The organism is Streptomyces sp. NBC_01410 (genome assembly GCF_045040195.1).
Classification (GTDB): Bacteria; Actinomycetota; Actinomycetes; order Streptomycetales; family Streptomycetaceae; genus Streptomyces.
In genome coordinates this window covers 2,288,558-2,311,214 of sequence record NZ_CP109530.1, presented here as the reverse complement: position 1 = coordinate 2,311,214, position 22,657 = coordinate 2,288,558, and the positions used below count along the sequence as shown (strand labels likewise).

Annotated in this window: 16 protein-coding genes; 9 read left to right on the top strand and 7 right to left on the bottom strand. The window is 71.1% G+C overall.

The window, feature by feature from the left end:
* Positions 1-212 precede the first annotated feature (212 nt).
* The 4 genes from trpB (at position 213) to lgt (ending at position 4,263) form a co-directional block, all read left to right on the top strand.
* Entirely contained in the window at positions 213-1,454 is a 1,242-nt protein-coding gene (gene trpB, locus OG741_RS10655; protein ID WP_405596565.1) for a tryptophan synthase subunit beta, read from the top strand.
* Positions 1,451-2,266, top strand: a complete 816-nt coding sequence (gene trpA / locus OG741_RS10650; RefSeq protein WP_405596563.1) for a tryptophan synthase subunit alpha — start codon at positions 1,451-1,453, stop codon at positions 2,264-2,266. The genes trpB and trpA overlap by 4 nt, the downstream gene beginning before the upstream one ends.
* 62 nt (positions 2,267-2,328) lie before the next feature.
* A complete protein-coding gene (locus OG741_RS10645; RefSeq protein WP_405596561.1) occupies positions 2,329-3,165 on the top strand; it encodes a DsbA family protein in 837 nt (278 codons plus the stop codon).
* A gap of 108 nt (positions 3,166-3,273) precedes the next feature.
* Entirely contained in the window at positions 3,274-4,263 is a 990-nt protein-coding gene (gene lgt / locus OG741_RS10640) for a prolipoprotein diacylglyceryl transferase (protein WP_405596560.1), read from the top strand.
* 61 nt (positions 4,264-4,324) lie between these two features.
* Here lgt and OG741_RS10635 read toward each other — a convergent pair whose 3' ends face one another.
* The 7 genes from OG741_RS10635 to OG741_RS10605 form a co-directional block, all read right to left on the bottom strand.
* Positions 4,325-5,140 carry an HpcH/HpaI aldolase/citrate lyase family protein gene (locus OG741_RS10635; RefSeq protein ID WP_405596558.1) on the bottom strand — a complete coding sequence of 272 codons (816 nt, stop codon included), beginning with the start codon at positions 5,138-5,140 and terminating at the stop codon, positions 4,325-4,327.
* Positions 5,137-6,348 carry a CaiB/BaiF CoA transferase family protein gene (locus tag OG741_RS10630; protein ID WP_405596557.1) on the bottom strand — a complete coding sequence of 404 codons (1,212 nt, stop codon included), beginning with the start codon at positions 6,346-6,348 and terminating at the stop codon, positions 5,137-5,139. The genes OG741_RS10635 and OG741_RS10630 overlap by 4 nt, the downstream gene beginning before the upstream one ends.
* A complete protein-coding gene (gene rbsK / locus OG741_RS10625; RefSeq protein WP_405596555.1) occupies positions 6,345-7,229 on the bottom strand; it encodes a ribokinase in 885 nt (294 codons plus the stop codon). Before rbsK ends, OG741_RS10630 begins: the two co-directional genes overlap by 4 nt.
* Positions 7,226-8,593 carry an ADP-ribosylglycohydrolase family protein gene (locus OG741_RS10620; RefSeq protein ID WP_405596553.1) on the bottom strand — a complete coding sequence of 456 codons (1,368 nt, stop codon included), beginning with the start codon at positions 8,591-8,593 and terminating at the stop codon, positions 7,226-7,228. Before OG741_RS10620 ends, rbsK begins: the two co-directional genes overlap by 4 nt.
* Positions 8,590-9,753 (bottom strand): ADP-ribosylglycohydrolase family protein, encoded by a 1,164-nt coding sequence (locus tag OG741_RS10615; protein ID WP_405596552.1) that lies wholly within the window; start codon positions 9,751-9,753, stop codon positions 8,590-8,592. The genes OG741_RS10620 and OG741_RS10615 overlap by 4 nt, the downstream gene beginning before the upstream one ends.
* Complete coding sequence (locus OG741_RS10610; protein WP_405605502.1) at positions 9,719-11,011, bottom strand: ADP-ribosylglycohydrolase family protein; 1,293 nt, start codon at positions 11,009-11,011, stop codon at positions 9,719-9,721. Before OG741_RS10610 ends, OG741_RS10615 begins: the two co-directional genes overlap by 35 nt.
* A 443-nt stretch (positions 11,012-11,454) precedes the next feature.
* Positions 11,455-12,489: an ADP-ribosylglycohydrolase family protein gene (locus OG741_RS10605; RefSeq protein WP_405596550.1), complete on the bottom strand. Its 1,035-nt coding sequence runs from the start codon at positions 12,487-12,489 to the stop codon at positions 11,455-11,457.
* A gap of 222 nt (positions 12,490-12,711) precedes the next feature.
* Between OG741_RS10605 and OG741_RS10600 the strand changes: the two genes are divergently transcribed.
* From OG741_RS10600 to OG741_RS10580, 5 genes are all read left to right on the top strand, one after another.
* On the top strand, positions 12,712-13,440 hold the full coding sequence (locus OG741_RS10600; protein ID WP_405596548.1) for a VIT1/CCC1 transporter family protein: 729 nt from the start codon (positions 12,712-12,714) through the stop codon (positions 13,438-13,440).
* Positions 13,441-13,864: 424 nt separating this feature from the next.
* The gene (gene gltB / locus OG741_RS10595) at positions 13,865-18,427 is read left to right on the top strand and encodes a glutamate synthase large subunit (RefSeq protein WP_405596547.1); all 4,563 of its coding nucleotides are present in this window, start codon (positions 13,865-13,867) and stop codon (positions 18,425-18,427) included.
* A complete protein-coding gene (locus OG741_RS10590; protein ID WP_405596545.1) occupies positions 18,420-19,880 on the top strand; it encodes a glutamate synthase subunit beta in 1,461 nt (486 codons plus the stop codon). The genes gltB and OG741_RS10590 overlap by 8 nt, the downstream gene beginning before the upstream one ends.
* A gap of 183 nt (positions 19,881-20,063) precedes the next feature.
* Complete coding sequence (locus OG741_RS10585) at positions 20,064-21,083, top strand: LacI family DNA-binding transcriptional regulator (RefSeq protein ID WP_405596543.1); 1,020 nt, start codon at positions 20,064-20,066, stop codon at positions 21,081-21,083.
* Between the two features lie 211 nt (positions 21,084-21,294).
* Entirely contained in the window at positions 21,295-22,593 is a 1,299-nt protein-coding gene (locus OG741_RS10580; RefSeq protein ID WP_405596542.1) for an ABC transporter substrate-binding protein, read from the top strand.
* Positions 22,594-22,657: the final 64 nt, after the last annotated feature.

The window sequence follows — 22,657 nt, the reverse complement described above, 5'->3', positions numbered from 1 at the left end:
GCGCCTCAATCGCCGGCGGGGCTGAATTATTCAGCCCGTCCGGCGTTTGAGGACATGCGGCCGAAGGTCGCATACGGGGGTCTGGGGGCTTGCCCCCAGTTCGGGAAAGGGCGGGTAGGGGAAAGCCCCCCGGCTCACCCCGGACGCGCGCATACCGTGTCCCTGCACACCAGACTTCTGGGGCATCAGCCCTGACAAGGAGCATGTCGCACATGTCCAGCGACTTCTTCATCCCGGACCCGGAGGGTCACGTCCCCAGCCCCCAGGGCTACTTCGGCGCCTTCGGCGGCAAGTTCATCCCCGAGGCCCTCGTCGCCGCCGTCGACGAGGTAGCCGTCGAGTACGACAAGGCCAAGGCCGACCCCGCCTTCGCCGCCGAGCTCAACGACCTGATGGTCAACTACACGGGCCGCCCCAGCGCGCTGACCGAGGTGCCCCGGTTCGCCGAGCACGCCGGCGGCGCCCGGGTCTTCCTCAAGCGGGAGGACCTCAACCACACCGGCTCGCACAAGATCAACAACGTGCTGGGCCAGGCGCTGCTCACCAAGCGGATGGGCAAGACCCGCGTCATCGCCGAGACCGGCGCGGGCCAGCACGGCGTCGCCACCGCGACCGCCTGCGCCCTCTTCGGCCTCGAGTGCACGATCTACATGGGCGAGATCGACACCCAGCGCCAGGCCCTGAACGTGGCCCGGATGCGGATGCTCGGCGCCGAGGTCATCCCCGTGACTTCGGGCAGCAGGACCCTGAAGGACGCCATCAACGAGGCGTTCCGCGACTGGGTCGCCAATGTGGACCGTACGCACTACCTCTTCGGCACGGTCGCCGGACCGCACCCCTTCCCCGCGATGGTCCGCGACTTCCACCGCGTCATCGGCGTGGAGGCCCGCCGCCAGATCCTTCAGCGGGCGGGACGGCTGCCGGACGCGGCCGTCGCCTGTGTCGGCGGCGGATCGAACGCGATCGGCCTGTTCCACGCCTTCCTCGCCGACGCGGATGTCCGTCTCGTCGGCTGCGAGCCCGCGGGCCACGGCATCGAGTCGGGGGAGCACGCGGCCACCCTGACCGCGGGCGAGCCGGGCATCCTGCACGGCTCAAGGTCGTACGTCCTGCAGGACGAGGAGGGCCAGATCACCGAGCCGTACTCGATCTCGGCCGGACTCGACTACCCGGGCATCGGCCCCGAGCACTCCTACCTCAAGGACAGCGGGCGCGCCGAGTACCGCGCGGTGACCGACGACGAGGCCATGCAGTCGCTGCGGCTGCTGTCGCGCACGGAGGGCATCATCCCGGCGATCGAGTCGGCGCACGCGCTGGCCGGAGCGCTGGAACTCGGCAAGGAGCTGGGCACGGACGGGCTGATCCTGGTCAATCTGTCCGGGCGCGGCGACAAGGACATGGACACCGCCGCCCGTTACTTCGGGCTGTACGACGGCGAGGGGGACGCGAAGTGAGCGGCAACATCGAGCTGTTGAACGACACCCTGGCGCATGCCAGGAACGAGAACCGGGCCGCGCTCATCGCGTACCTCCCGGCCGGCTTCCCGACCGTCGACGGCGGGATCGCGGCGGTCAAGGCCGCCCTCGACGGCGGCGCGGACATCGTCGAGGTCGGGCTGCCGCACAGCGACCCCGTCCTCGACGGCCCCGTCATCCAGACCGCCGACGACATCGCCCTGCGCGGCGGAGTCAAGATCGCCGATGTGATGCGTACGGTCCGCGAGGCGCACGAGGCCACCGGGAAGCCGGTCCTCGTCATGACGTACTGGAATCCGATCGACCGCTACGGCATCGAGCGTTTCACCACCGAGCTCGCCGAGGCGGGCGGCGCGGGCTGCATCCTGCCCGACCTGCCCGTCGAGGAGTCCGGTGTGTGGCGGGAGCACGCCGAGAAGCACGGCCTCGCCACGGTCTTCGTCGTCGCGCCCAGCAGCCAGGACGCCCGGCTCGCGAAGATCACGGCGGCCGGTTCCGGCTTTGTGTACGCAGCCTCGCTGATGGGCGTCACCGGCACCCGCGAGTCCGTGGGCGCACAGGCCCAGGACCTGGTGCGGCGCACCCGCGCCACCACCGAGCTGCCGGTCTGCGTGGGCCTCGGGGTCTCCAACCCCGAGCAAGCCGCCGAGGTCGCCTCCTTCGCCGACGGCGTCATCGTCGGGTCCGCCTTCGTCAAGCGGCTCCTCGACGCACCGGACGACGCCGAGGGCCTGGTCGCGGTACGGGAACTGGCTGCCGAGCTCGCCAAGGGCGTGCGCAGGGGCGCGTAGCTCGTACGAGTGGATCTGGGACCGGGGAGGCGTGCAGCGCCTCCCCGGTTCGTTTGCGGGATGTGAGCGAGAAGAACCAGGAACGGAAGCGGACCGCGCGAGAGCGGATCCAGCAGGAACGCGAGCAGGAGAAGGCGCGTGAGAAGCGCCGGCGGCTGCTGATCGTCTCGGCCGCGGTGGTGGGCGTCCTCGGCCTCGCCGCCGTGATCGGGGTGATCGCGGCCAATGCCGGGAAGAAGGACGGCGGCTCCGACGCCGGTCCGGCGCAGGCGCCCGCGGGCGTGCAGGGCAAGGACCAGCTCGCCATCCCGGTGGGCGCGAGCGACGCCCCCTCGACGCTCACGGTGTGGGAGGACTTCCGCTGCCCTGTCTGCGCCCAGTTGGAAAACGCCTTCCGGGACACGATCCACGAGCTGGAGGCGACAGGCCAGGTCAAGGTCGAGTACCACCTTGCGACCATCATCGACGGGAACCTGGGCGGCAGCGGCTCGCTGCGCGCCGGGAACGCCGCGGCCTGCGCCCAGGACGTCGGCAAGTTCGACGCGTACCACGACGTCCTCTACCAGAACCAGCCGCCCGAGACGGAGGACGGCTTCGGCGAGAACAGCAGGCTGATCGAGCTCGCCGGCAAGGTCGAGGGCCTCGACACCCCCGCTTTCCGCTCCTGCGTGGAGGACGGCACGCACGACACCTGGGTTGAGAAGTCGGCCACAGCGTTCAGGAACGGTGGCTTCAGCGGCACGCCGACCGTGCTGCTCAACGGGGAGAAGGTCTTCCCGGACAAGGGTGGCGAGCGGATCTCCCCGGCCAACCTGAAGAAGTGGGTCGCCGAGGCGAACAAGGGCAAGAAGCCGGGCACCCAGCGGTCCACACCGACACCGAGCGCTCCCGCCTCCTGACCGTTCGCGGCCCCCAGGGTCTGCCGCGACAGGGGCGGGGCTCGTTATCCAGACGTTGCCGGGTGGGTTGCCGTACGTCCCACCCGGCAGGGTAGCGTCGGTCCTGCCATGGAACTTGCCTACATTCCCAGCCCGTCGACCGGAGTGATCCATCTCGGACCGCTCCCGCTGCGCGGCTATGCGTTCTGCATCATCATCGGCGTCTTCGTGGCCGTCTGGTACGGCAACAAGCGGTGGGTCGCCCGGGGCGGCAAAGCCGGCACCGTGGCCGACATCGCCGTCTGGGCGGTGCCCTTCGGTCTCGTCGGCGGCCGGCTCTACCACGTGATCACCGACTACCAGCTGTACTTCAGCGAGGGTGAGAACTGGGTAGACGCCTTCAAGATCTGGGAGGGCGGCCTCGGCATCTGGGGCGCGATCGGCCTGGGCGCAGTCGGTGCCTGGATCGGCTGCCGCCGCCGCGGGATCCCTCTCCCGGCCTGGGCGGACGCCCTCGCACCCGCCGTCGCGTTCGCGCAGGCGATCGGCCGCTGGGGCAACTGGTTCAACCAGGAGCTGTACGGCAAGAAGACCGACCTGCCCTGGGCCCTCAAGATCACCGAGGGTACGAACCGTGAGGCGGGCCTGTACCACCCGACCTTCCTGTACGAGTCGCTGTGGTGCATCGGCGTCGCGCTGCTGGTCATCTGGGCCGACCGCCGCTTCAAGCTGGGCCACGGCCGGGCGTTCGCGCTGTATGTCGCGTCGTACTGCGTGGGCCGGGCCTGGATCGAGTACATGCGCGTCGACGAGGCGCACCACGTGCTGGGACTGCGCCTCAATGTGTGGACATCGATCGTCGTCTTCGTACTGGCGGTGACGTACATCGTGATCTCGGCGAGGGTGCGGCCGGGGCGCGAGGAGGTCGTCGAGCCGGACAGGCACGCGAAGACCGCTCCTGTCGCCGCTGATGACGCTCCGGGTGACGACGCTCCCGCCGATGGCGCTGCGGACGGTGACGCTGGGGACGCCGACCCTGCGGACGGTGACGAGAAGGCCGAGGCGGACGTGGACGCCGACGCGGCTTCCGCCGACGCGGAGTCGGCCAAGAAGGGCTGACCGCGGGGAAAACGCGCGACGAGGCCGCCGGGACCGAAAGGTTCCGGCGGCCTCGTCGCTTTCAGGAACTCCCTTCCCATGAGCCCTCGCGGCGGGCGAGAGCCAGCGTCCGCTGCGCAGCGGCCACGATCGCCGCGTCGACGAAGCGGCCGTCGGGCAGGGCGAGCGCGCCCCCGTCCGTCGCGGCCGCCTTGACGATCTCCTCCGCCGCCTCGATCTCCTCGGGCGTCGGGCGGAACGCCCGCTCGATGACGGGGAGTTGGCGGGGGTGGATGGCTGCCCGGCCCAGGAAGCCGAGGGCGCGGCCGTGGGTGCAGGAGGCGTAGAGGGCGTCGAGGTCGCGGATGTCGGGGAAGACGGACTGGGCCGGGGGCGCGAGACCGGCCGCGCGGGCGGCGACCACGATGCGGGTGCGCGGCCAGTCGAGGGAGGTGCCGTCCCGTACTCCGAGGTCCGCGCGGAGGTCGGCCTCGCCGATGGCGATGCCGTGGACGGCCGGATGGGCGGTGGCGATCGCGTACGCGTGCTCGATGGCGAGAGCCGATTCGAGGAGCGGATAGAGGGGGACGCCCGGGGCGCGGGCCGCGATCCGCCGGATGTCAGTGGCGTGTGCGACCTTGGGAATACGCAGAGCACAGAGGCCCGGAAGTGCGATCAGGGCCTCGATGTCATGGGGGGTGTTGATGCGGACATGGACAGGAAGCCTCTGGGGGGAAGCGAGAAGTTCGGCGGTGGCGGCCAGCGCGTAGTGCTTGCGGTCGGGAGCCACGGCGTCCTCGAGGTCGACGATCACCACGTCGGCGCCGGAGGCGAGTGCCTTGTGCACGACTTCGGGGCGGTCCCCGGGTGCGTACAGATAGGTGAGCGGGGTGGTCATAGGGCGCCCTGGGTGCGGAGTGCGGCGATATCGGCCCGGGACAGGCCGAGTTCGGTGAGGACGGCATCCGTGTCGGCGCCGTGCGGTCGGCCCGCCCAGCGGATGGCGCCGGGGGTCTCGGAGAGCCGGAAGAGGACGTTCTGCATACGGAGGGGGCCGAGCTCGGGGTCGGGGACCTCGGTGATGGTGTCCAGCGCCTGGTACTGGGGGTCTTCCATGACGTCCCGGACGTCGTAGATCGGGGCGATCGCGGCTTCGGCCTTCTCGAAGGCGGCCATGGCCTCGGCGCGGGTGCGCCGGGCGATCCAGCCGCCGACCGCCGCGTCGAGTACGTCGCCGTGCTCGGCTCGTCCGCTGCCGGTGCCGAACCACGGCTCGTCGATCAGATCCGGGCGGCCGACGAGATGCATGACGCGTTCGGCGATGGACTGCGCGGAGGTGGACACGGCCAGCCAGGATCCGTCGGCGGTGCGATAGGTGTTGCGGGGGGCGTTGTTGAGGGAGCGGTTGCCGGTGCGGGTCTGTACGTAACCGAGCTGGTCGTACCAGAGCGGCTGCGGGCCGAGGACCGTCAGGATCGGCTCGATGATCGCCATGTCGACGACCTGGCCACGGCCTGTGAAGGTGCGGGCGGCGAGTGCGGTCATGACGGCGTACGAGGTGGCGAGCGCGGCGATCGAGTCGGCAAGTCCGAACGGAGGGAGGGTCGGCGGACCGTCGGGTTCGCCCGTGATGGAGGCGAAGCCGCTCATCGCCTCGGCGAGGGTGCCGAAGCCGGGGCGGTGGGAGTACGGGCCGAACTGCCCGAAGCCGGTGACGCGGGTCAGGACGATACGGGGGTTGGCGCTGCTCAGCTCGTCCCAGCCGAGCTGCCACTTCTCCAGGGTGCCGGGGCGGAAGTTCTCGATGATGACATCGGCGGTGGTCGCGAGGCTCAGGAGGGTCGCGCGGCCGCCGGGGGTGGACAGATCGAGGGTGATGGTGCGCTTGTTGCGGCCGAGCAGCTTCCACCACAGGCCGACGCCGTCCTTGTCGGGGCCATGGCCCCGGGAGGGGTCGGGGCGGGTGGGGTGCTCGACCTTGATGACCTCCGCGCCGAAGTCGCCGAGCATGGTGGCGGCGAGCGGGCCCGCGAAGAGAGTGGCCAGGTCGAGGACGCGCAGCCCCTGAAGGGGGGAGGGAGCCGGGGGCTTTGGCTGTGCGGTCATGAGGCGTCGATCTCGGGGCGGTACGGCATGGAGGTGGAGGCTCCGGGGCGCTGGACGCACAGGGCGGCGGCCGCGGACGCCCAGGCGAGGGCCTGCTCCATGGGCTTGCCCTCGCCGAGTGCGACGGCCAGCGCGCCGACGAAGGTGTCACCGGCGCCGGTGGTGTCGACGGCGGTGACCTTGGGGGCGGGGACGGTGAACGGCGTCGTTCCCCGGCTCGCGTACAGGCTGCCCGCCGAGCCGAGGGTGATCACCACCTCGGGGACCTGCCGCAGCAGGGCCTCGGCCGCGGCGTGCGGGTCGGCGACGCCGGTGAGCGTGGCCGCCTCGTGCTCATTGGGCACCAACAGGTCGGTGGCGGCGAGCAGTTCGGGAGGCAGGGGCTGGGTGGGGGAAGGGGTGAGCACGGTCCGTACACCGTGGCGGCGTGCGGCTTCGGCGCCGTCGAGCACGGCGCTGAGGGGGAGTTCGAGCTGGAGGAGGAGCGTGTCGGCGGTGGCGATGAGGGCCTCGTCGCCGGGGGCGAGGGAGGTGACGGTGCCGTTCGCACCGGGGATCACGACGATCGAATTGCCGCCTTCGTCGTCGACGACGATGTGGGCGGTGCCGGAGGGGCCCTCGGCGGTGCGCAGGAGATCGGTGTCGACGCCGGAGGAGACGAGGGTGTGCCGCAGGCGCCCGCCGAACTCGTCCGAACCGACCGCGCCGATCATCGCGACATCGCCGCCGGCGCGGGCGGCGGCCACGGCCTGGTTGGCGCCCTTGCCGCCGGGGATCGTGCGGAACTCCCGTCCCGTGACGGTCTCCCCGCGCTTGGGTGCGTTGGCGACGTAGGCCACGAGGTCCATGTTGGTGCTGCCGAGCACCGCGATGACGGTCATGGGCGGAGTACCTCCTGGTGAGTGAGGTGGGCAAGGGTGTCGAAGCCGATGCCGTCGAAACCGGCGACGGAGGTGGCGAGACGGTTCTTGAGCGGGGCGGTCCAGCGGCCGGGGATGGCGTCGGGGCGGCCGGCGAGCAGGCCCGCGAGGGACCCGGCGGTCGCGCCGTTGGAGTCGGTGTCCCATCCGCCGGAGACGGCACGGCAGATGGAGCCGCTGAAGTCGCCGTCGGCGTGGGTGAGGGCGGCCGCGAGGAGGGCGGTGTTGGGGACGGCGTGGACCCAGTGGTAGTGGCCGAGTGCGGCGTGGAGATGGTCCATGACGGTATCGAAGTCCGGTTCGGCGCGGGCGGTGTCGATGCCGAACCGTACGGCCCGTGAGAGGCGGGAGCGCGGGGGAACGACGGTGAGCCCGGCGGCGAGGGCGTCGTGCACACCGGCTGTGCCGCCGGCCGCGGTGGCCAGGGCGGCGGCGATGAACATCGCACTGTAGACGCCGTTCGCGGTGTGGGTGAGGCAGGCGTCCCGGTGGGCCTGCGCGGCGGCGGCCGCGGGGTCGCCGGGGTGTGTCCAGCCGTGGATGTCGGCACGGATGGCGGCGCCGATCCACTCCCGGAAGGGGTTGCGGCGGGCGGCGGTGAGCGGGGGTTCGACGCCGGAGAGGAGATTGCGGTACGCGATGCGCTCGGCGGTGAAGGTGCGGCCGGCCGGGAGTTCGTCGAGCCACAGCTGTGCGAGCTCGGCGGTGGTGAACGCCTTTCCGTGGCGCTGGAGGAGAAGGAGGTTCAGCAGCGGGTAGTTGAGGTCGTCGTCCTCGGGCATGCCGTCGATGTTCTCGGCGAGCGAGGTGGCGGCGGACCGGCGGTTCCAGGGGTGGGCGGCGGCGAGTTCAGGGGGGAGGCCCTTGGCTGTGAACCACGTGGTGAGGGGCCAGTTGCCGGTGGCGCGGGCGAGGGCTCGGATGCCGTCGAGCGGGAGCTTTTCGACGGGCTTGCCGAGGAGACAGCCGACGGCGCGGCCGAGCCAGGCGGCGTGGAGTGCGTCCGCCCCAGGGGTGGGACGCGTCGAGGGCGGGGCGGGCCAGGCGGGGCAGGCGGCGGTGATCAGCGTCAGGGGTGTGGGCTCGTACTCCGTCAACGGGGAGGGAAGCAGGGCCAGTTCGTCCAGCAGCTCGTGCGCCAGGGCGCGCAGGTGCGGGGGCGCGGGGGTGGGGGACGCTCCGGCGCGGGGTGGGGCCAGGGGGCCGCCCGCCCGGAGCCAGCGGCTGCGGATGTCCCGTGCGTCGCGGCCGTCCTCCTCCGCCTGGCGCAGTTCGTGGCCGAGCAGGTCCTCCGGCTGGACCCAGGTGAGGCGCAGGCCCGTCATGGCAGGTCCGTCAGGCGGGCGAACGCCGACTCGTGGGCCCGGCGGCGCTCGCGGTCGCGGGTGAAGATCTCCCGGGCTACCGCGGCCAGCTCCCGCGCCGGGGCGTGCAGGTCGATGCGGCTGGCCTCGGCCACCGTCTTCGCCCAGTCGCTCGGCACCGCGGACTCCCCGTGGAGCGCGCCCGCGATGGCACCGGCCATGGAGGCGATCGAGTCGCAGTCGCGCCCGTAGTTGACGGCGCCGAGGACCGTACGGCGGTAGTCGCCGCCGCCGACCATCAGCATGCCCAGGGCGATGGGCAGTTCCTCGATGGAGTGCAGCCGCGAAGGGCGGCGGGCGGCGAGGGAGGGGGAGCGGTAGTCCGGGCCGACCGTGTCGAAAGGAGCGACCGCGGCGCGCAGTGGAGCCAGTGCCGACTCGAAGTCCGAGTACTGGGCGGCGACTTCGGCGACCGACTCGATCGCCGCCTGCGTACCGTCCTTGGCGAGGGCGAGCGCGGTGTCGATCACCGTGGTGGGGGTGGCGTCCGGGTGGCAGGCCGCCGCGACCGCCGCGGCGAAGACGCCCGCCGCCTCCCGGCCGTAGGAGGACTGGTGGGCGCCGGCGATGTCGACGGCCTCGGCGTAGGCGGCCGTCGGATGGGCCGCGTTGACCAGGCCCACCGGAGCCATGTACATCGCCGCGCCGCAGTTGACGATGTTGCCGACGCCTGCCTCGCGCGGGTCGTTGTGGCCGTAGTGAAGGCGGGTCACCATCCACTTCTCGGCCAGGAACACGCGGTGCAGGGGCAGCGCCTCAGCCTCCAGCTCCGGGATCCAGCGGGGGGTCGAGATCAGGTCCGGGACCAGCTGGTCGGCGACGGCGTACGCGTCGAGATGGTCGCGGACGGTCGCGTACACGCGGACCAGGGCGTGCGTCATCAGGGTGTCGTCGGTGATGTGCCCGTCGCCCTTGTGGTACGGCGCGATGGGGCGGGCGGTGCGCCATTCGTCGCCGTGCCACGGGCCGACGATGCCATGGACGCGGCCGCCGTGCCGCTCCACGATCTGCTCGGGGGAGTAGCCCTCGACCGGGCCGCCGAGCGCGTCACCGACCGCCGCGCCGATCAGGCTGCCCGTGATCCGGTCATCGAGTGTGAGCGTCTCGAGTGTCGTCGTCATGTCGGAATTGTCCACCCGGGGCGGTCAGTTCCGTGTGTGCGAGCAGCCCGGCGAGTTCGACGAGATCCGTCCCGGCGAGGCGGGGGAGAGCGCAGCCGGCGAGGGTCCGGCAGGCGTCGCGCCAGGTGGCCGGGACGGAGTCACCGCCGCCGAGCGCGCCGGTCAGCGCACCGGCGAGGGCAGGGGCGGAGTCGGCGACACGCGACAGACAGGCGGCGGCGGGCACGGCCTCGGCGACCCGGCCGCGGGCGGCCACTGCCAGGGCGAGGGCGACGGGGACGGTCTCGGCGGCTGCGATGCCGTAGCTGTAGACGTGGTCGACGATCTGGTGCTCCAGGAGGGGCACGAGTTCGAAGGCGCCCGTCGCGTGGCGGGCGAGCTTGACGGCGTGGTGGGCGTTGCGGCCGATCTCGGTGGCGTCGGGGAGCTCGGCGAGTGCGGCGTCGACGGCGGCGTCGACGGATGCCCCGCCGAGCGCGGCGGCGACGGCCGCGGCCATGGCGCGGGCGCCGTGCACTCCGTCGCCGTCCTGGGTGTAGCGCGCGTCGAACTCGGCGAGCTCGGCGGCCGCGGCCGGGTCCCCGGGGTGGACAACGGCGAGGACCGAGGCGCGTACGCAGGCGGCGTCGTCGAAGTAGTGCGGGTTGTCGTGGCCGGTGGCGGGCGGACGCAGTCCGGTGGCGAGATTGCCGAGTCCGGCGCGTACGGAGATACGGGCGCGGAGGGGGAGCACGGCGGACTCGACCTCGGGGGCGCGGTCGGCGGCCGCGGCGACCTCGCTGGCGAGCGAGTTCCAGGCGAGATCGACGGCGGCCCGCATCCGGCGGCCGGGGGCGAGCCCCGCGAAGAGGTCCCCGGCGGCGGTGAGCACGGTCTCGGCGGCGAAGGCGGCCCATTCGGCGTCGTCGGAAGGGCCGAGGCGGAGGGGTTCGGGAGGCTGGTTGAGGGCGATGGGTACGGGGAGGGTGGTGGTGGCGTTCTGCTCGGCGAAGGTATCGAGTTCACGGGTGAGCCGCCGGGTCCACTCGGGCATCCGCGCGGCCCGATGCCGCGCGGCGGGCCACCCGGCGGCGTCCCCGGCGGCGAGTCCGAGGAGCAGCCCTTCGATGGGCCGGGCCGGGGGCCTTTCCCGCACCCCGTCCCTTCCCGGCTGCGACAGGTGCGCCTCCGCCGCGCGGGCGGGCAGGCCCACGGGCCCCCGATGGGTGCTCGCGGCGCCGCCCGAGCGGGCCGGGGCGTCGGCCGGTGCTTCACGCAAGGCCTGCAGACCGGCCGGGCTGGCCGGTGCGCTGCTTGCCGCTTCGGGCGAGCGGACTGCGCTGTCCGCGGGCGCAGGCGATGCTGCGCCCGACCGGAGCGCTTCCGGGGCTGCCGGTGCCCGGCCCGAGGCGATGCCAGGCGCTTCGCGCGAGCCGCCCGCGGCGGCCGGCGCGGTGGTGCCGCCTGTCGCGCCGATTGGCGCTTGGCGCGGGCGGGCGGGGTCGTCCACGGTGGGCGCCGTGGCCGCGCCGTGCGGACCGGCCAGGGCCGTCGTACCGCCGGAGCCGCCCCGCCCGACCGCGGTGTCGCACCGCGCCTCACCGGGTCCCGGCGGACCGGCGGGGGCCGTCGTGGCACAGGAGCCGCCGGGCCCGGCCCCCGCAGTCGCGCCGCAGCCCGTGCCGCCCAGGTCGCCCGCGGCCGGTGGCCCGCCCTCCGCCGTCATCGCGTCACCTGGGCGTCGTCGTCCGGCGTCAGAAGTTCCGCGATGTCCAGGACGTGGTAGCCCCTCATCGACGGGAGGCAGCTCCCGCGGACCGGGCCGATCGCCGAGGACCACGCCGGGGGGATGGCCGACGCTCCCGACAGGGCGCCGGCAAGGGCGCCCGCCACCGCCGCCGTCGTGTCCGCGTCGCGGCCCATGTTGACCGCGGTCAGGACCGACGTACGGAAGTCTCCCCGGGCCGCCGCGAACGCGCCGAAGGCCAGGCCCACCGCCTCCGGGGCCAGGTCCGTCCACGGGTAGCCGCCGATCACCACCGCCGAGCGGACGGAGCGTTCCATCGCCAGGGTGTCCGCGTGGGTGCGCTGGGCCGCCACCACAGCGCGGCGCAGGGAGCGGGCCGTCCAGGAGTCCATGGGGACGACGGACAGCGCGGCGCCGATCACCGAGGCCGGGCCGCCGCCCGCCATCGCGGCCGCCACACCCGCCGCCACCGCCTGGCCGCCGTAGATGCCCTCGCCGTCGTGGCTGACGCAGCCGTCGATCGCGACCAGTCGCGCCGCCTCGGCCGGGTGGCCCGCCGCGAAGACCCCGAACGGCGCCGCACGCATCGCCAGGCCGTCGCTCCATGCGTGCCGGTGCTGGGCCGAGATGGGGGCGGCGAGCCCGCGCCTGAGATTTTCCAGGGTGCCGCGTTCACTGAAACCCGCACCCCGGAACGGGCCTTCGTCCAGATCCGCGATCCAGTGGTGCCACGCGTTCTCGACGTGCGCGACGGTCAGCGCCGAGCCGTGCCGGGCCAGCAGCAGTCCCGAGAAGATCGCGTACTCCGTGTCGTCCGTGCCTGCTGGGTCGTCGCTCACGAAGCCTTCGATACGCCCCCATCTGCGGCGGATCTCGGACGGCCGCATGTTCTCGGCGGGTGCGCCGAGCGCATCGCCCACCGCGAGGCCCAGCAGCGCACCACAGGCCCGATCGCGCAGAAGCGAGGCATTACCGGCCGGATCAACGGGATTGCATGCAATCAACTCCATGGGGCGGGCCCCTTTCGCGCGCACCGAGCCTGTTCCTGCATCTGTGCCACGCGCGGCGCGCGACGAGTCTGAGAAACATCCCTGTCACCCGCTCGATGTCACCCGCCGGACTCCAGGTAAGTACGGCCTGCCTTGCTGGCGCGGCCCTTACATCGTGCGTATTTTCGAGGGTGTCGGAGGGGGCACGGACCATCAAGTCCGCTGCCGGAAAAGGGGAGAACTGTGTCCATCATCGAAACCGGGGCGACGCTTCACGCGGCGCACCGCGACAACCACACCCACCGTGACGTCAACGGCGGCTGGCTGCGACCCGCGGTCTTCGGTGCGATGGACGGACTCGTGTCCAACCTCGCCCTCATGACCGGTGTGGCCGGCAGCGTGGTGTCCCAGCAGACGATCGTCATCACCGGTCTCGCGGGTCTCGCCGCCGGCGCGTTCTCCATGGCCGCCGGCGAGTACACCTCCGTCGCCTCGCAGCGTGAGCTCGTGGAGGCCGAACTCGACGTCGAGCGGCGGGAGTTGCGTAAGCACCCCGTCGACGAGATGGAGGAGCTGGCCGCCCTCTACGTCGCCCGTGGCGTCGAGCCCGCGCTCGCCCGCGAGGTGGCGATGCAGCTCTCCAGGGACCCCGAGCAGGCGCTGGAGATCCACGCCCGCGAGGAGCTCGGCATCGACCCGGACGACCTGCCGTCGCCGACCGTCGCCGCGGTCTCGTCCTTCGGCTCGTTCGCTCTGGGCGCGCTGCTGCCCGTACTGCCCTACCTCCTCGGAGCGACTGCCCTGTGGCCCGCGCTGCTGCTCGCGCTCGTCGGGCTCTTCGCCTGCGGCGCCCTCGTCGCCCGCGTCACCGCGCGCAACTGGTGGTACAGCGGACTGCGCCAGCTGGTCCTGGGCGGAGCGGCCGCCGCTCTCACCTATGGACTCGGCGCGCTCCTCGGCGCGGCAATCTGAGGCGCCCCGAATCTGACGCGCCCCGCTCCTCGGCTCCCCACCGGCTCCTCCGCCACCACCCGGCCCGCGTGCGCCCCGGCGCCCGCGGGCCAAAAGTTGTGACGTACGCCCTCTACGAAAACCGCCGCAGGTGCGACACTATGCATGGCGCTACATAAGTTGCCGTTACTCCGCGGTTTCGAGCCCTTAACCACCGGGCATGAGCCGTAGGCGCGGCGGGCAATGAAGCCTGCTCTGCGAAGGGTCCACTGACACCGATCTGTCCGTGTGTGACCCACCTCCACCGCCTTGGGCGGTGTCCGCATGTTGGAATGACCTATCCACTTTCCGAGAAGCACTCCATCATGTAACCTGCACGAAATTTCGCAGAGGGCCAACGTCGTCCCTCGGCAGTGAACATGCCACGACGACGACGGGAGAGCCGATGCGTTCCGACGCCTGGTCGCCCATGGACGGTCGCCCCGCCCCTCAGGGGATGTACGACCCCCGTAACGAACACGACGCCTGCGGCGTCGGGTTCGTGGCCACCCTCACCGGTGTTGCCAGCCATGAGCTGGTAGAACAGGCGCTGACCGTCCTGCGGAATCTTGAGCACCGCGGCGCCACAGGCTCCGAGCCCGACTCCGGCGACGGAGCGGGCATCCTGCTCCAGGTCCCGGACGCCTTCCTCCGCGAGGCCGCGGATTTCGAGCTCCCCGAGGCCGGCTCGTACGCCGTCGGCATCGCCTTCCTGCCCGCGCAGGACAGTGACGACGCCGTCTCACGGATTGAGACGATCGCCGCCGAAGAAGACCTGAACGTCCTCGGCTGGCGCGAGGTCCCCGTCACTCCGGACCTCCTCGGCAGCGGCGCCCGCGCCACCATGCCGGCCTTCCGCCAGCTCTTCGTGAGCGACGGCACCAGCACGGGCATCGAGCTCGACCGCAAGGCCTTCGTGCTGCGCAAGCGCGCCGAGCGCGAGGCCGGCGTCTACTTCCCCTCGCTCTCCGCCCGGACGATCGTCTACAAGGGCATGCTCACGACCGGGCAGCTGGAGCCCTTCTTCCCGGACCTCTCCGACCGGCGCTGCGCCACGACCGTCGCGCTCGTCCACTCGCGGTTCTCGACGAACACCTTCCCGAGCTGGCCGCTCGCCCACCCGTACCGTTTCGTCGCGCACAACGGCGAGATCAACACGGTCAAGGGCAACCGCAACTGGATGCGCGCCCGCGAGTCGCAGCTCGTCTCCGACCTCTTCGGCTCCGAGAAGCTGGAGCGGATCTTCCCGGTCTGTACGCCGGACGCCTCCGACTCCGCCTCCTTCGACGAGGTGCTGGAGCTCCTCCACCTCGGTGGCCGCTCGCTGCCCCACTCGGTGCTGATGATGGTCCCCGAGGCGTGGGAGAACCACGACTCCATGGACCCGGCCCGGCGCGCCTTCTACCAGTACCACTCCACGATGATGGAGCCCTGGGACGGCCCGGCCTGCGTCACCTTCACCGACGGCACCCAGGTCGGCGCGGTCCTGGACCGCAACGGACTGCGCCCCGGCCGCTACTGGGTCACCGACGACGGACTCGTGGTCCTCTCCTCCGAGGTCGGCGTCCTGGACATCGACCCCGCCAAGGTCGTCCGCAAGGGCCGCCTCCAGCCCGGCAAGATGTTCCTCGTCGACACCGCCGAGCACCGCATCATCGAGGACGACGAGATCAAGTCCTCGCTCGCCGCCGAGAAGCCGTACCGCGAGTGGCTGGAGGCCGGTGAGATCGAGCTCGAGGACCTGCCCGAGCGCGAGCACATCGTCCACACCCACGCCTCGGTCACCCGCCGCCAGCAGACCTTCGGCTACACCGAGGAGGAGCTGCGCGTCATCCTCGCGCCCATGGCCAGGACCGGCGGCGAGCCTCTCGGCTCCATGGGCACGGACTCGCCGATCGCGGCCCTGTCCGAGCGCCCCCGGCTGCTCTTCGACTACTTCACCCAGCTGTTCGCGCAGGTCACCAACCCGCCGCTGGACGCCATCCGCGAGGAGCTCGTCACCTCGCTGCACTCCTCGCTGGGCCCGCAGGGCAATCTCCTGGAGCCGACCGCGGCCTCCTGCCGCAGCGTCACCCTGCCCTTCCCGGTGATCGACAACGACGAGCTGGCCAAGCTCATCCACGTCAACGCCGACGGCGACATGCCCGGCATGACCGCCGCGACGCTCTCCGGCCTCTACCGCGTGAGCGGCGGCGGCGACGCCCTCGCGGCCCGTATCGAGGCGATCTGCGCCGAGGCCGACGCCGCCATCGAGGACGGCGCCCGGCTGATCGTCCTGTCCGACCGGCACTCCGACGCCGAGCACGCGCCGATCCCGTCGCTGCTGCTCACCTCGGCCGTGCACCACCACCTCATCCGCACCAAGCAGCGCACCCAGGTGGGGCTGCTGGTCGAGGCCGGTGACGTCCGTGAGGTGCACCACGTCGCGCTCCTCATCGGCTACGGCGCTGCCGCCGTCAACCCGTACCTCGCGATGGAGTCGGTCGAGGACCTGGTCCGCGCCGGCACCTTCATCGAGGGCATGGAGCCCGAGCAGGCCATCCGCAACCTGATCTACGCGCTGGGCAAGGGCGTCCTGAAGGTCATGTCCAAGATGGGCATCTCAACCGTCGCCTCCTACCGCGGCGCGCAGGTCTTCGAGGCCGTCGGCCTCGACGAGGCCTTCGTCGAGAAGTACTTCAACGGCACCGCCACGAAGATCGGCGGCGCCGGTCTCGACGTCGTCGCCAAGGAGGTCGCGGCCAGGCACGCCAAGGCCTACCCCGCCTCCGGCATCGCCGCCTCGCACCGCGCGCTGGAGATCGGCGGCGAGTACCAGTGGCGCCGTGAGGGCGAGCCGCACCTGTTCGACCCGGAGACGGTCTTCCGGCTGCAGCACGCCACGCGCACCAAGCGGTACGACGTCTTCAAGAAGTACACGGACCGGGTGAACGAGCAGTCCGAGCGGCTGATGACGCTGCGCGGCCTCTTCGGCTTCAGGTCCGAGGCCCGGCAGCCGATCTCCATCGACGAGGTCGAGCCGGTCAGCGACATCGTCAAGCGCTTCTCCACCGGCGCGATGAGCTACGGATCCATCTCCCGCGAGGCGCACGAGACCCTCGCCATCGCCATGAACCAGCTGGGCGGCAAGTCCAACACCGGTGAGGGCGGCGAGGACGCGGACCGTCTGTACGACCCCGAGCGCCGCTCCTCCATCAAGCAGGTAGCCTCCGGCCGCTTCGGTGTGACCTCCGAGTACCTGGTCAACGCGGACGACATCCAGATCAAGATGGCGCAGGGCGCCAAGCCCGGCGAGGGCGGCCAGCTGCCCGGCCACAAGGTCTACCCGTGGGTCGCCAAGACCCGGCACTCCACCCCGGGCGTCGGCCTCATCTCCCCGCCGCCGCACCACGACATCTACTCCATCGAGGACCTGGCTCAGCTGATCCACGACCTCAAGAACGCCAACCCCCTCGCGCGAATCCACGTGAAGCTGGTGTCGGAGGTCGGTGTCGGCACGGTCGCCGCGGGCGTCTCCAAGGCGCACGCGGACGTCGTCCTCATCTCCGGCCACGACGGCGGCACGGGCGCATCCCCGCTCACCTCGCTGAAGCACGCGGGCGGCCCCTGGGAGCTCGGCCTCGCCGAGACCCAGCAGACCCTGCTGCTCAACGGACTGCGCGACCGCATCGTCGTGCAGACCGACGGCCAGCTGAAGACCGGCCGCGACGTCGTCATCGCCGCGCTGCTCGGCGCCGAGGAGTTCGGTTTCGCGACCGCGCCGCTCGTCGTCTCCGGCTGCATCATGATGCGCGTCTGCCACCTGGACACCTGCCCGGTCGGTATCGCCACCCAGAACCCGGTGCTGCGCGACCGCTTCTCCGGCAAGGCCGAATACGTCGTCAACTTCTTCGAGTTCATCGCCCAGGAGGTCCGCGAGCTCCTCGCCGAGCTGGGCTTCCGTACGATCGAGGAGGCCGTCGGCCACGCCGAGCTGCTCGACACGGACCGGGCCGTGGACCACTGGAAGGCGCAGGGACTCGACCTCAAGCCCCTCTTCTACGTCCCCGAACTGCCGGACGGCGCCGTGCGCCACCAGCTGATCGAGCAGGACCACGGTCTGGAGAAGGCCCTCGACAAGGAGCTGATCCAGCTCGCCGCCGAGGCGCTGAACGCGGACTCCGCCGAGGCCGCCCAGCCGGTCCGCGCGCAGATCGCGATCCGCAACATCAACCGGACCGTCGGCACGATGCTCGGTTACGAGGTGACGCGGAAGTTCGGCGGTGCGGGCCTGCCCGACGACACCATCGACATCACCTTCACCGGCTCGGCCGGCCAGTCCTTCGGAGCGTTCCTCCCACGCGGTGTGACGCTGCGGCTGGAGGGCGACGCCAACGACTACGTCGGCAAGGGCCTCTCCGGCGGCCGCGTCGTCGTCCGCCCGGACCGGGGCGCCGACCACCTCGCCGAGTACTCCACCATCGCGGGCAACACCATCGCGTACGGTGCGACCGGCGGCGAGCTGTTCCTGCGCGGCCGCACCGGCGAGCGCTTCTGCGTCCGCAACTCCGGTGCCACGGTCGTCTCTGAGGGCGTGGGCGACCACGGCTGCGAGTACATGACCGGCGGTCGCGCGGTGGTTCTCGGTGAGACGGGACGTAACTTCGCGGCCGGCATGTCCGGCGGTGTCGCCTACGTCATCGACCTCGACCGGGACAACGTCAACTCCGGGAACCTGCAGGCGATCGAGTCGCTCACCGAGTCCGACAGGCTGTGGCTGCACGATGTCGTGCGCCGCCACGAGGAGGAGACGGGCTCGACCGTCGCGTCGAAGCTGCTGGCCGAGTGGTCCGTCGCGGTGGACCGCTTCAGCAAGATCATCCCGACCACGTACAAGGCAGTGCTCGCCGCCAAGGACGCCGCTGAGCTCGCCGGTCTCTCCGAGCAGGAGACCACCGAGAAGATGATGGAGGCGGCGACCAATGGCTGACCCCAAGGGCTTCCTGACCACCGGCCGTGAGGTCGCCAAGACCCGTCCGGTGGGCGAGCGGCTGAAGGACTGGAACGAGGTCTACGTTCCGGGCTCGCTGCTGCCGATCATCAGCAAGCAGGCCGGACGCTGCATGGACTGCGGCATTCCGTTCTGCCACAACGGCTGTCCGCTCGGGAACCTGATCCCCGAGTGGAACGACTACGCCTACCGCGAGGACTGGCAGGCGGCGTCCGAGCGGCTGCACGCCACGAACAACTTCCCGGAGTTCACCGGCCGCCTGTGCCCCGCTCCGTGCGAGTCGGCCTGCGTCCTCGGCATCAACCAGCCCGCCGTCACCATCAAGAACGTCGAAGTCTCCATCATCGACAAGGCCTGGGACACGGGCGACGTCAGGCCGCAGGCGCCGGACCGCCTCTCCGGCAAGACGGTCGCCGTCATCGGCTCGGGCCCGGCGGGCCTGGCCGCCGCCCAGCAGCTGACCCGGGCGGGCCACACCGTCGCCGTGTACGAGCGCGCGGACCGCATCGGCGGACTGCTGCGGTACGGCATCCCCGAGTTCAAGATGGAGAAGGTGCACATCAACCGCCGCATCGAGCAGATGCGCGCGGAGGGCACCAAGTTCCGTACCGAGGTCGAGATCGGCCGCGACATCGACGCGGCGAAGCTGCGGCGGCGCTACGACGCGGTGGTCATCGCCGCAGGTGCGACCGTCTCGCGCGACCTGCCCGTGCCGGGCCGTGAGCTGAGCGGCATCCACTTCGCGATGGAGTATCTGCCGCTCGCCAACAAGGTGCAGGAGGGCGACTTCGTCGCCCCGCCGATCACCGCGGAGGGCAAGCACGTCGTCGTCATCGGCGGCGGCGACACGGGCGCGGACTGCGTGGGCACGGCACACCGCCAGGGCGCGGCCTCGGTCACCCAGCTGGAGATCATGCCAAGGCCGGGCGACGAGCGTGCGGCGGGTCAGCCGTGGCCGACCTTCCCGATGCTCTACAAGGTGACCTCGGCGCACGAGGAGGGCGGCGAGCGGGTCTACTCCGTCTCGACGACGCACTTCGAGGGCGACGAGGACGGCAACGTCCAGTACCTGCACCTCATCGAGGTGGAGTTCGTCGACGGCAAGCTGACCCAGAAGCCGGGCACGGAGCGCAGGATTCCTGCGCAGCTGGTCACCCTGGCGATGGGCTTCACGGGCACGGACCGGGCGAACGGCCTGGTCGAGCAGTTCGGCCTGGAGCTCGACGAGCGGGGCAACGTCGCGCGGGACGCGGACTTCGCGACGAACGTCGACGGTGTGTTCGTCGCGGGCGACGCCGGCCGGGGCCAGTCGCTGATCGTGTGGGCGATCGCCGAGGGCCGCTCGGCGGCGCGTGGTGTGGACCGCTTCCTGACGGGGGCGAGTGAGCTTCCGGCTCCGATCCGTCCGACGGACCGTGCGCTGACGGTCTGATCTCCACCTGAAGAGACGTCCCGTACAAAGGCGTACGGAACTGACTGCGGCGCCTGCCCTGTCCCCGACCGGACAATGGGTGGGCGCCGCGGTGTGTCTCCACGACGGGGAGCGGGCCCGGAGGGCTCCCCGCCCTCAAGGACTCATGTAAACGAATGCAAGTCTTGCAGTAGCCTTGCGGTCATGGCGAAACGACTGGTCGAGGTGGCGGAATACGCCGGGGTGAGTGAGGCGACGGTCAGTCGCGTCCTCAACGGGAAGCCGGGGGTCGCGGAGTCGACCCGGGCCGCGGTGCTGAGCGCGTGCGACGTCCTCGGGTACGAGCGGCCCCGGCAGCTGAGGGAACGGGGCAATCGCCTGGTCGGGCTGGTGGCCCCGGATCTGACCAACCCCGTGTTCCCGGCGTTCTCCGAGGTCATCGGCTCCACCCTGGCGCAGCGGGGGTTCACGCCCGTGCTGTGCACCCGCACCTTCGGGGGTGTGTCCGAGAGCGACTATGTGGACCTGCTGCTGGAGCACCAGATCTCCGGCGCGGTGTTCGTCTGCGGCCTCCACTCGCACATCAAGGCGGACCACAGTCACTACGAACGGCTGCTGGAGCGCGGACTGCCCGTCATCGGGGTGAACGGGATGGCGGAGGGGCTGAGTTTCCCGTCCGTGTCGACCGACGACGGGATGGCGGCCGAGCTGGCGGTACGTCATCTGGCCTCCCTGGGGCACCGGCGCATCGGGCTGGCGCTGGGGGAGTACGACGATCATGTGCCCGCCGTCCGCAAGAAGACGGCGTTCATCACGGCGATGCGCGAGCTTTGCGGCGTGCGGGACCCCGAGCCATTCGTCACGCACACGATGTACTCGCTGGAGGGCGGCGCCGCGGCAGCGCAAAGACTCATTCAGCAGGGCGTCACGGCCGTGGTGTCCGGCAGCGACCTCATGGCCCTCGGTGCCGTCCGGGCGTTGCAGCGCATGGGACTCGACGTGCCGGGCGACGTCTCCGTCGTGGGGTTCGACGACTCGACGTTCATGCCGCTGGCCAACCCCCCGCTGACCACGCTGCGCCAGCCGGTCGAGGCGATGGGCAGGGCCGCGGTGTCACTGCTGGCGAGCCGGATCGCCGGCAAGAGCAACAGCAACAGCAACGAGGAGCTCCTGTTCGAGCCCGAACTGGTGGTGCGGAGCAGCACCGCGGTCGCGCGCGGCTAGCGAAGTCAGTGGTGGGACCACCCCACCGGAAGAGAAGGCGGCGTCCTCCGGGACGTCGCCTTTTGCATGGAGGTCATCACAAATGACGGCTGCTTACATAGAAAATGTTAAATGACTTGCGAGTATCTGTAGACTCCCTTGCGCCTCGCTGTTTAGTCTCACTGCACCTTGGCGGAGGACGACCGCCGGGAGCCGCACAAAGGAGATCAACATGAGGCACCTGCTGCTGAGAGCCTGCGTGGTGAGCACGGCTGCGGCCGTTCTGGCCGCATGCGGGAGCGGGGGTACCCAGGAGCGAACCGCGGGCGGAAACAGCATGGACAGCTTCAAGGGCCGCGGACCCATCACCCTGGCGGGCGGCAAGGACAACACGGGTGTCCTCGCCAAGATGCTCGACAAGTGGAACAAGAGCCACCGCAAGGAGCAGGTGCGTTTCATCGAACTGCCCGACAACGCCGACGACCAGCGCCAGCGGATGATCCAGAACGCTGAGCTGAAGTCCGGCGAGTTCTCCGTCCTGAGCCTCGACGTCGTGTGGACGGCCGAGTTCGCCGCCAACCGCTGGGTGGCCGAGCTGCCCAAGGACAGGTTCGAGGCCGGCAAGTACCTGGGGCCCACGCTGGAAGGCGCCTCCTACCTCGGCCGCCTCTATGCCGCACCGTGGACCTCCGACGGCGGCTTGCTGTACTACCGCTCCGACCTGCTGAAGCAGGTGGGCGCCCAGCCCCCGCGCACCTGGGCGGAGATGGAGCAGACCTGCCAGAAGGTCCTGGCGCTTCCGCAGGGCAAGGGCATGTCCTGCTACGCGGGCCAGTTCGACAAGTACGAGGGCCTGACGGTCAACTTCTCCGAGATGATCGACGGCGCGGGTGGCTCCGTCGTCGACAAGGACGGCAAGCCGACCGTCGACTCACCCGAGGCGCTCAAGGGCCTCAGCTTCTTCACGGACGCCTACAAGAGTGGCCTGATACCGAAGAAGGCCATCACCTTCAAGGAGGAGGAGGGCCGGCAGGCGTTCCAGCAGAGCCGGCTCGTCTTCCACCGGCAGTGGCCCTACCAGTGGTCCCTGGCCAACGCCAAGGACGGCTCCTCCAAGGTCGCGGGCAAGTTCGGGGTCGCCCCGCTGCCGGGCCTGAACGGACCGGGCGTCTCCAGCCTGGGCGGACACAACTTGGCGGTCAGCAGGTTCGCCGAAAACAAAGCCACGGCCCTCGACTTCATCACCTTCATCACCAGCGAGCAGTCCCAGCGCGAGAATCTGCTGCTCAGCTCCAACGCGCCGACCATCGCGTCCCTGTACGACGACCCGGCGATGATCGCGAAGTACCCGTACCTGCCGGTGCTCAAGAGCTCGATCCTGGGCGCAGCACCCCGGCCGCGCGTGGTGCGCTACGGAGACGCGACGGCGGCGATCCAGGGCGCGGCGTACCGGGCACTGCAAGGCGGCACACCGCCGGCGGCGGTACTGAAGGAGCTCCAGGAACGCCTGGAGAAGATCGCGAAGCCGTGACCCGGCTCCGCGCGGAGCCGCCCCTGACACGGCTCCGCGCGGTTCCTTCGCCTGCCCTTTCCCC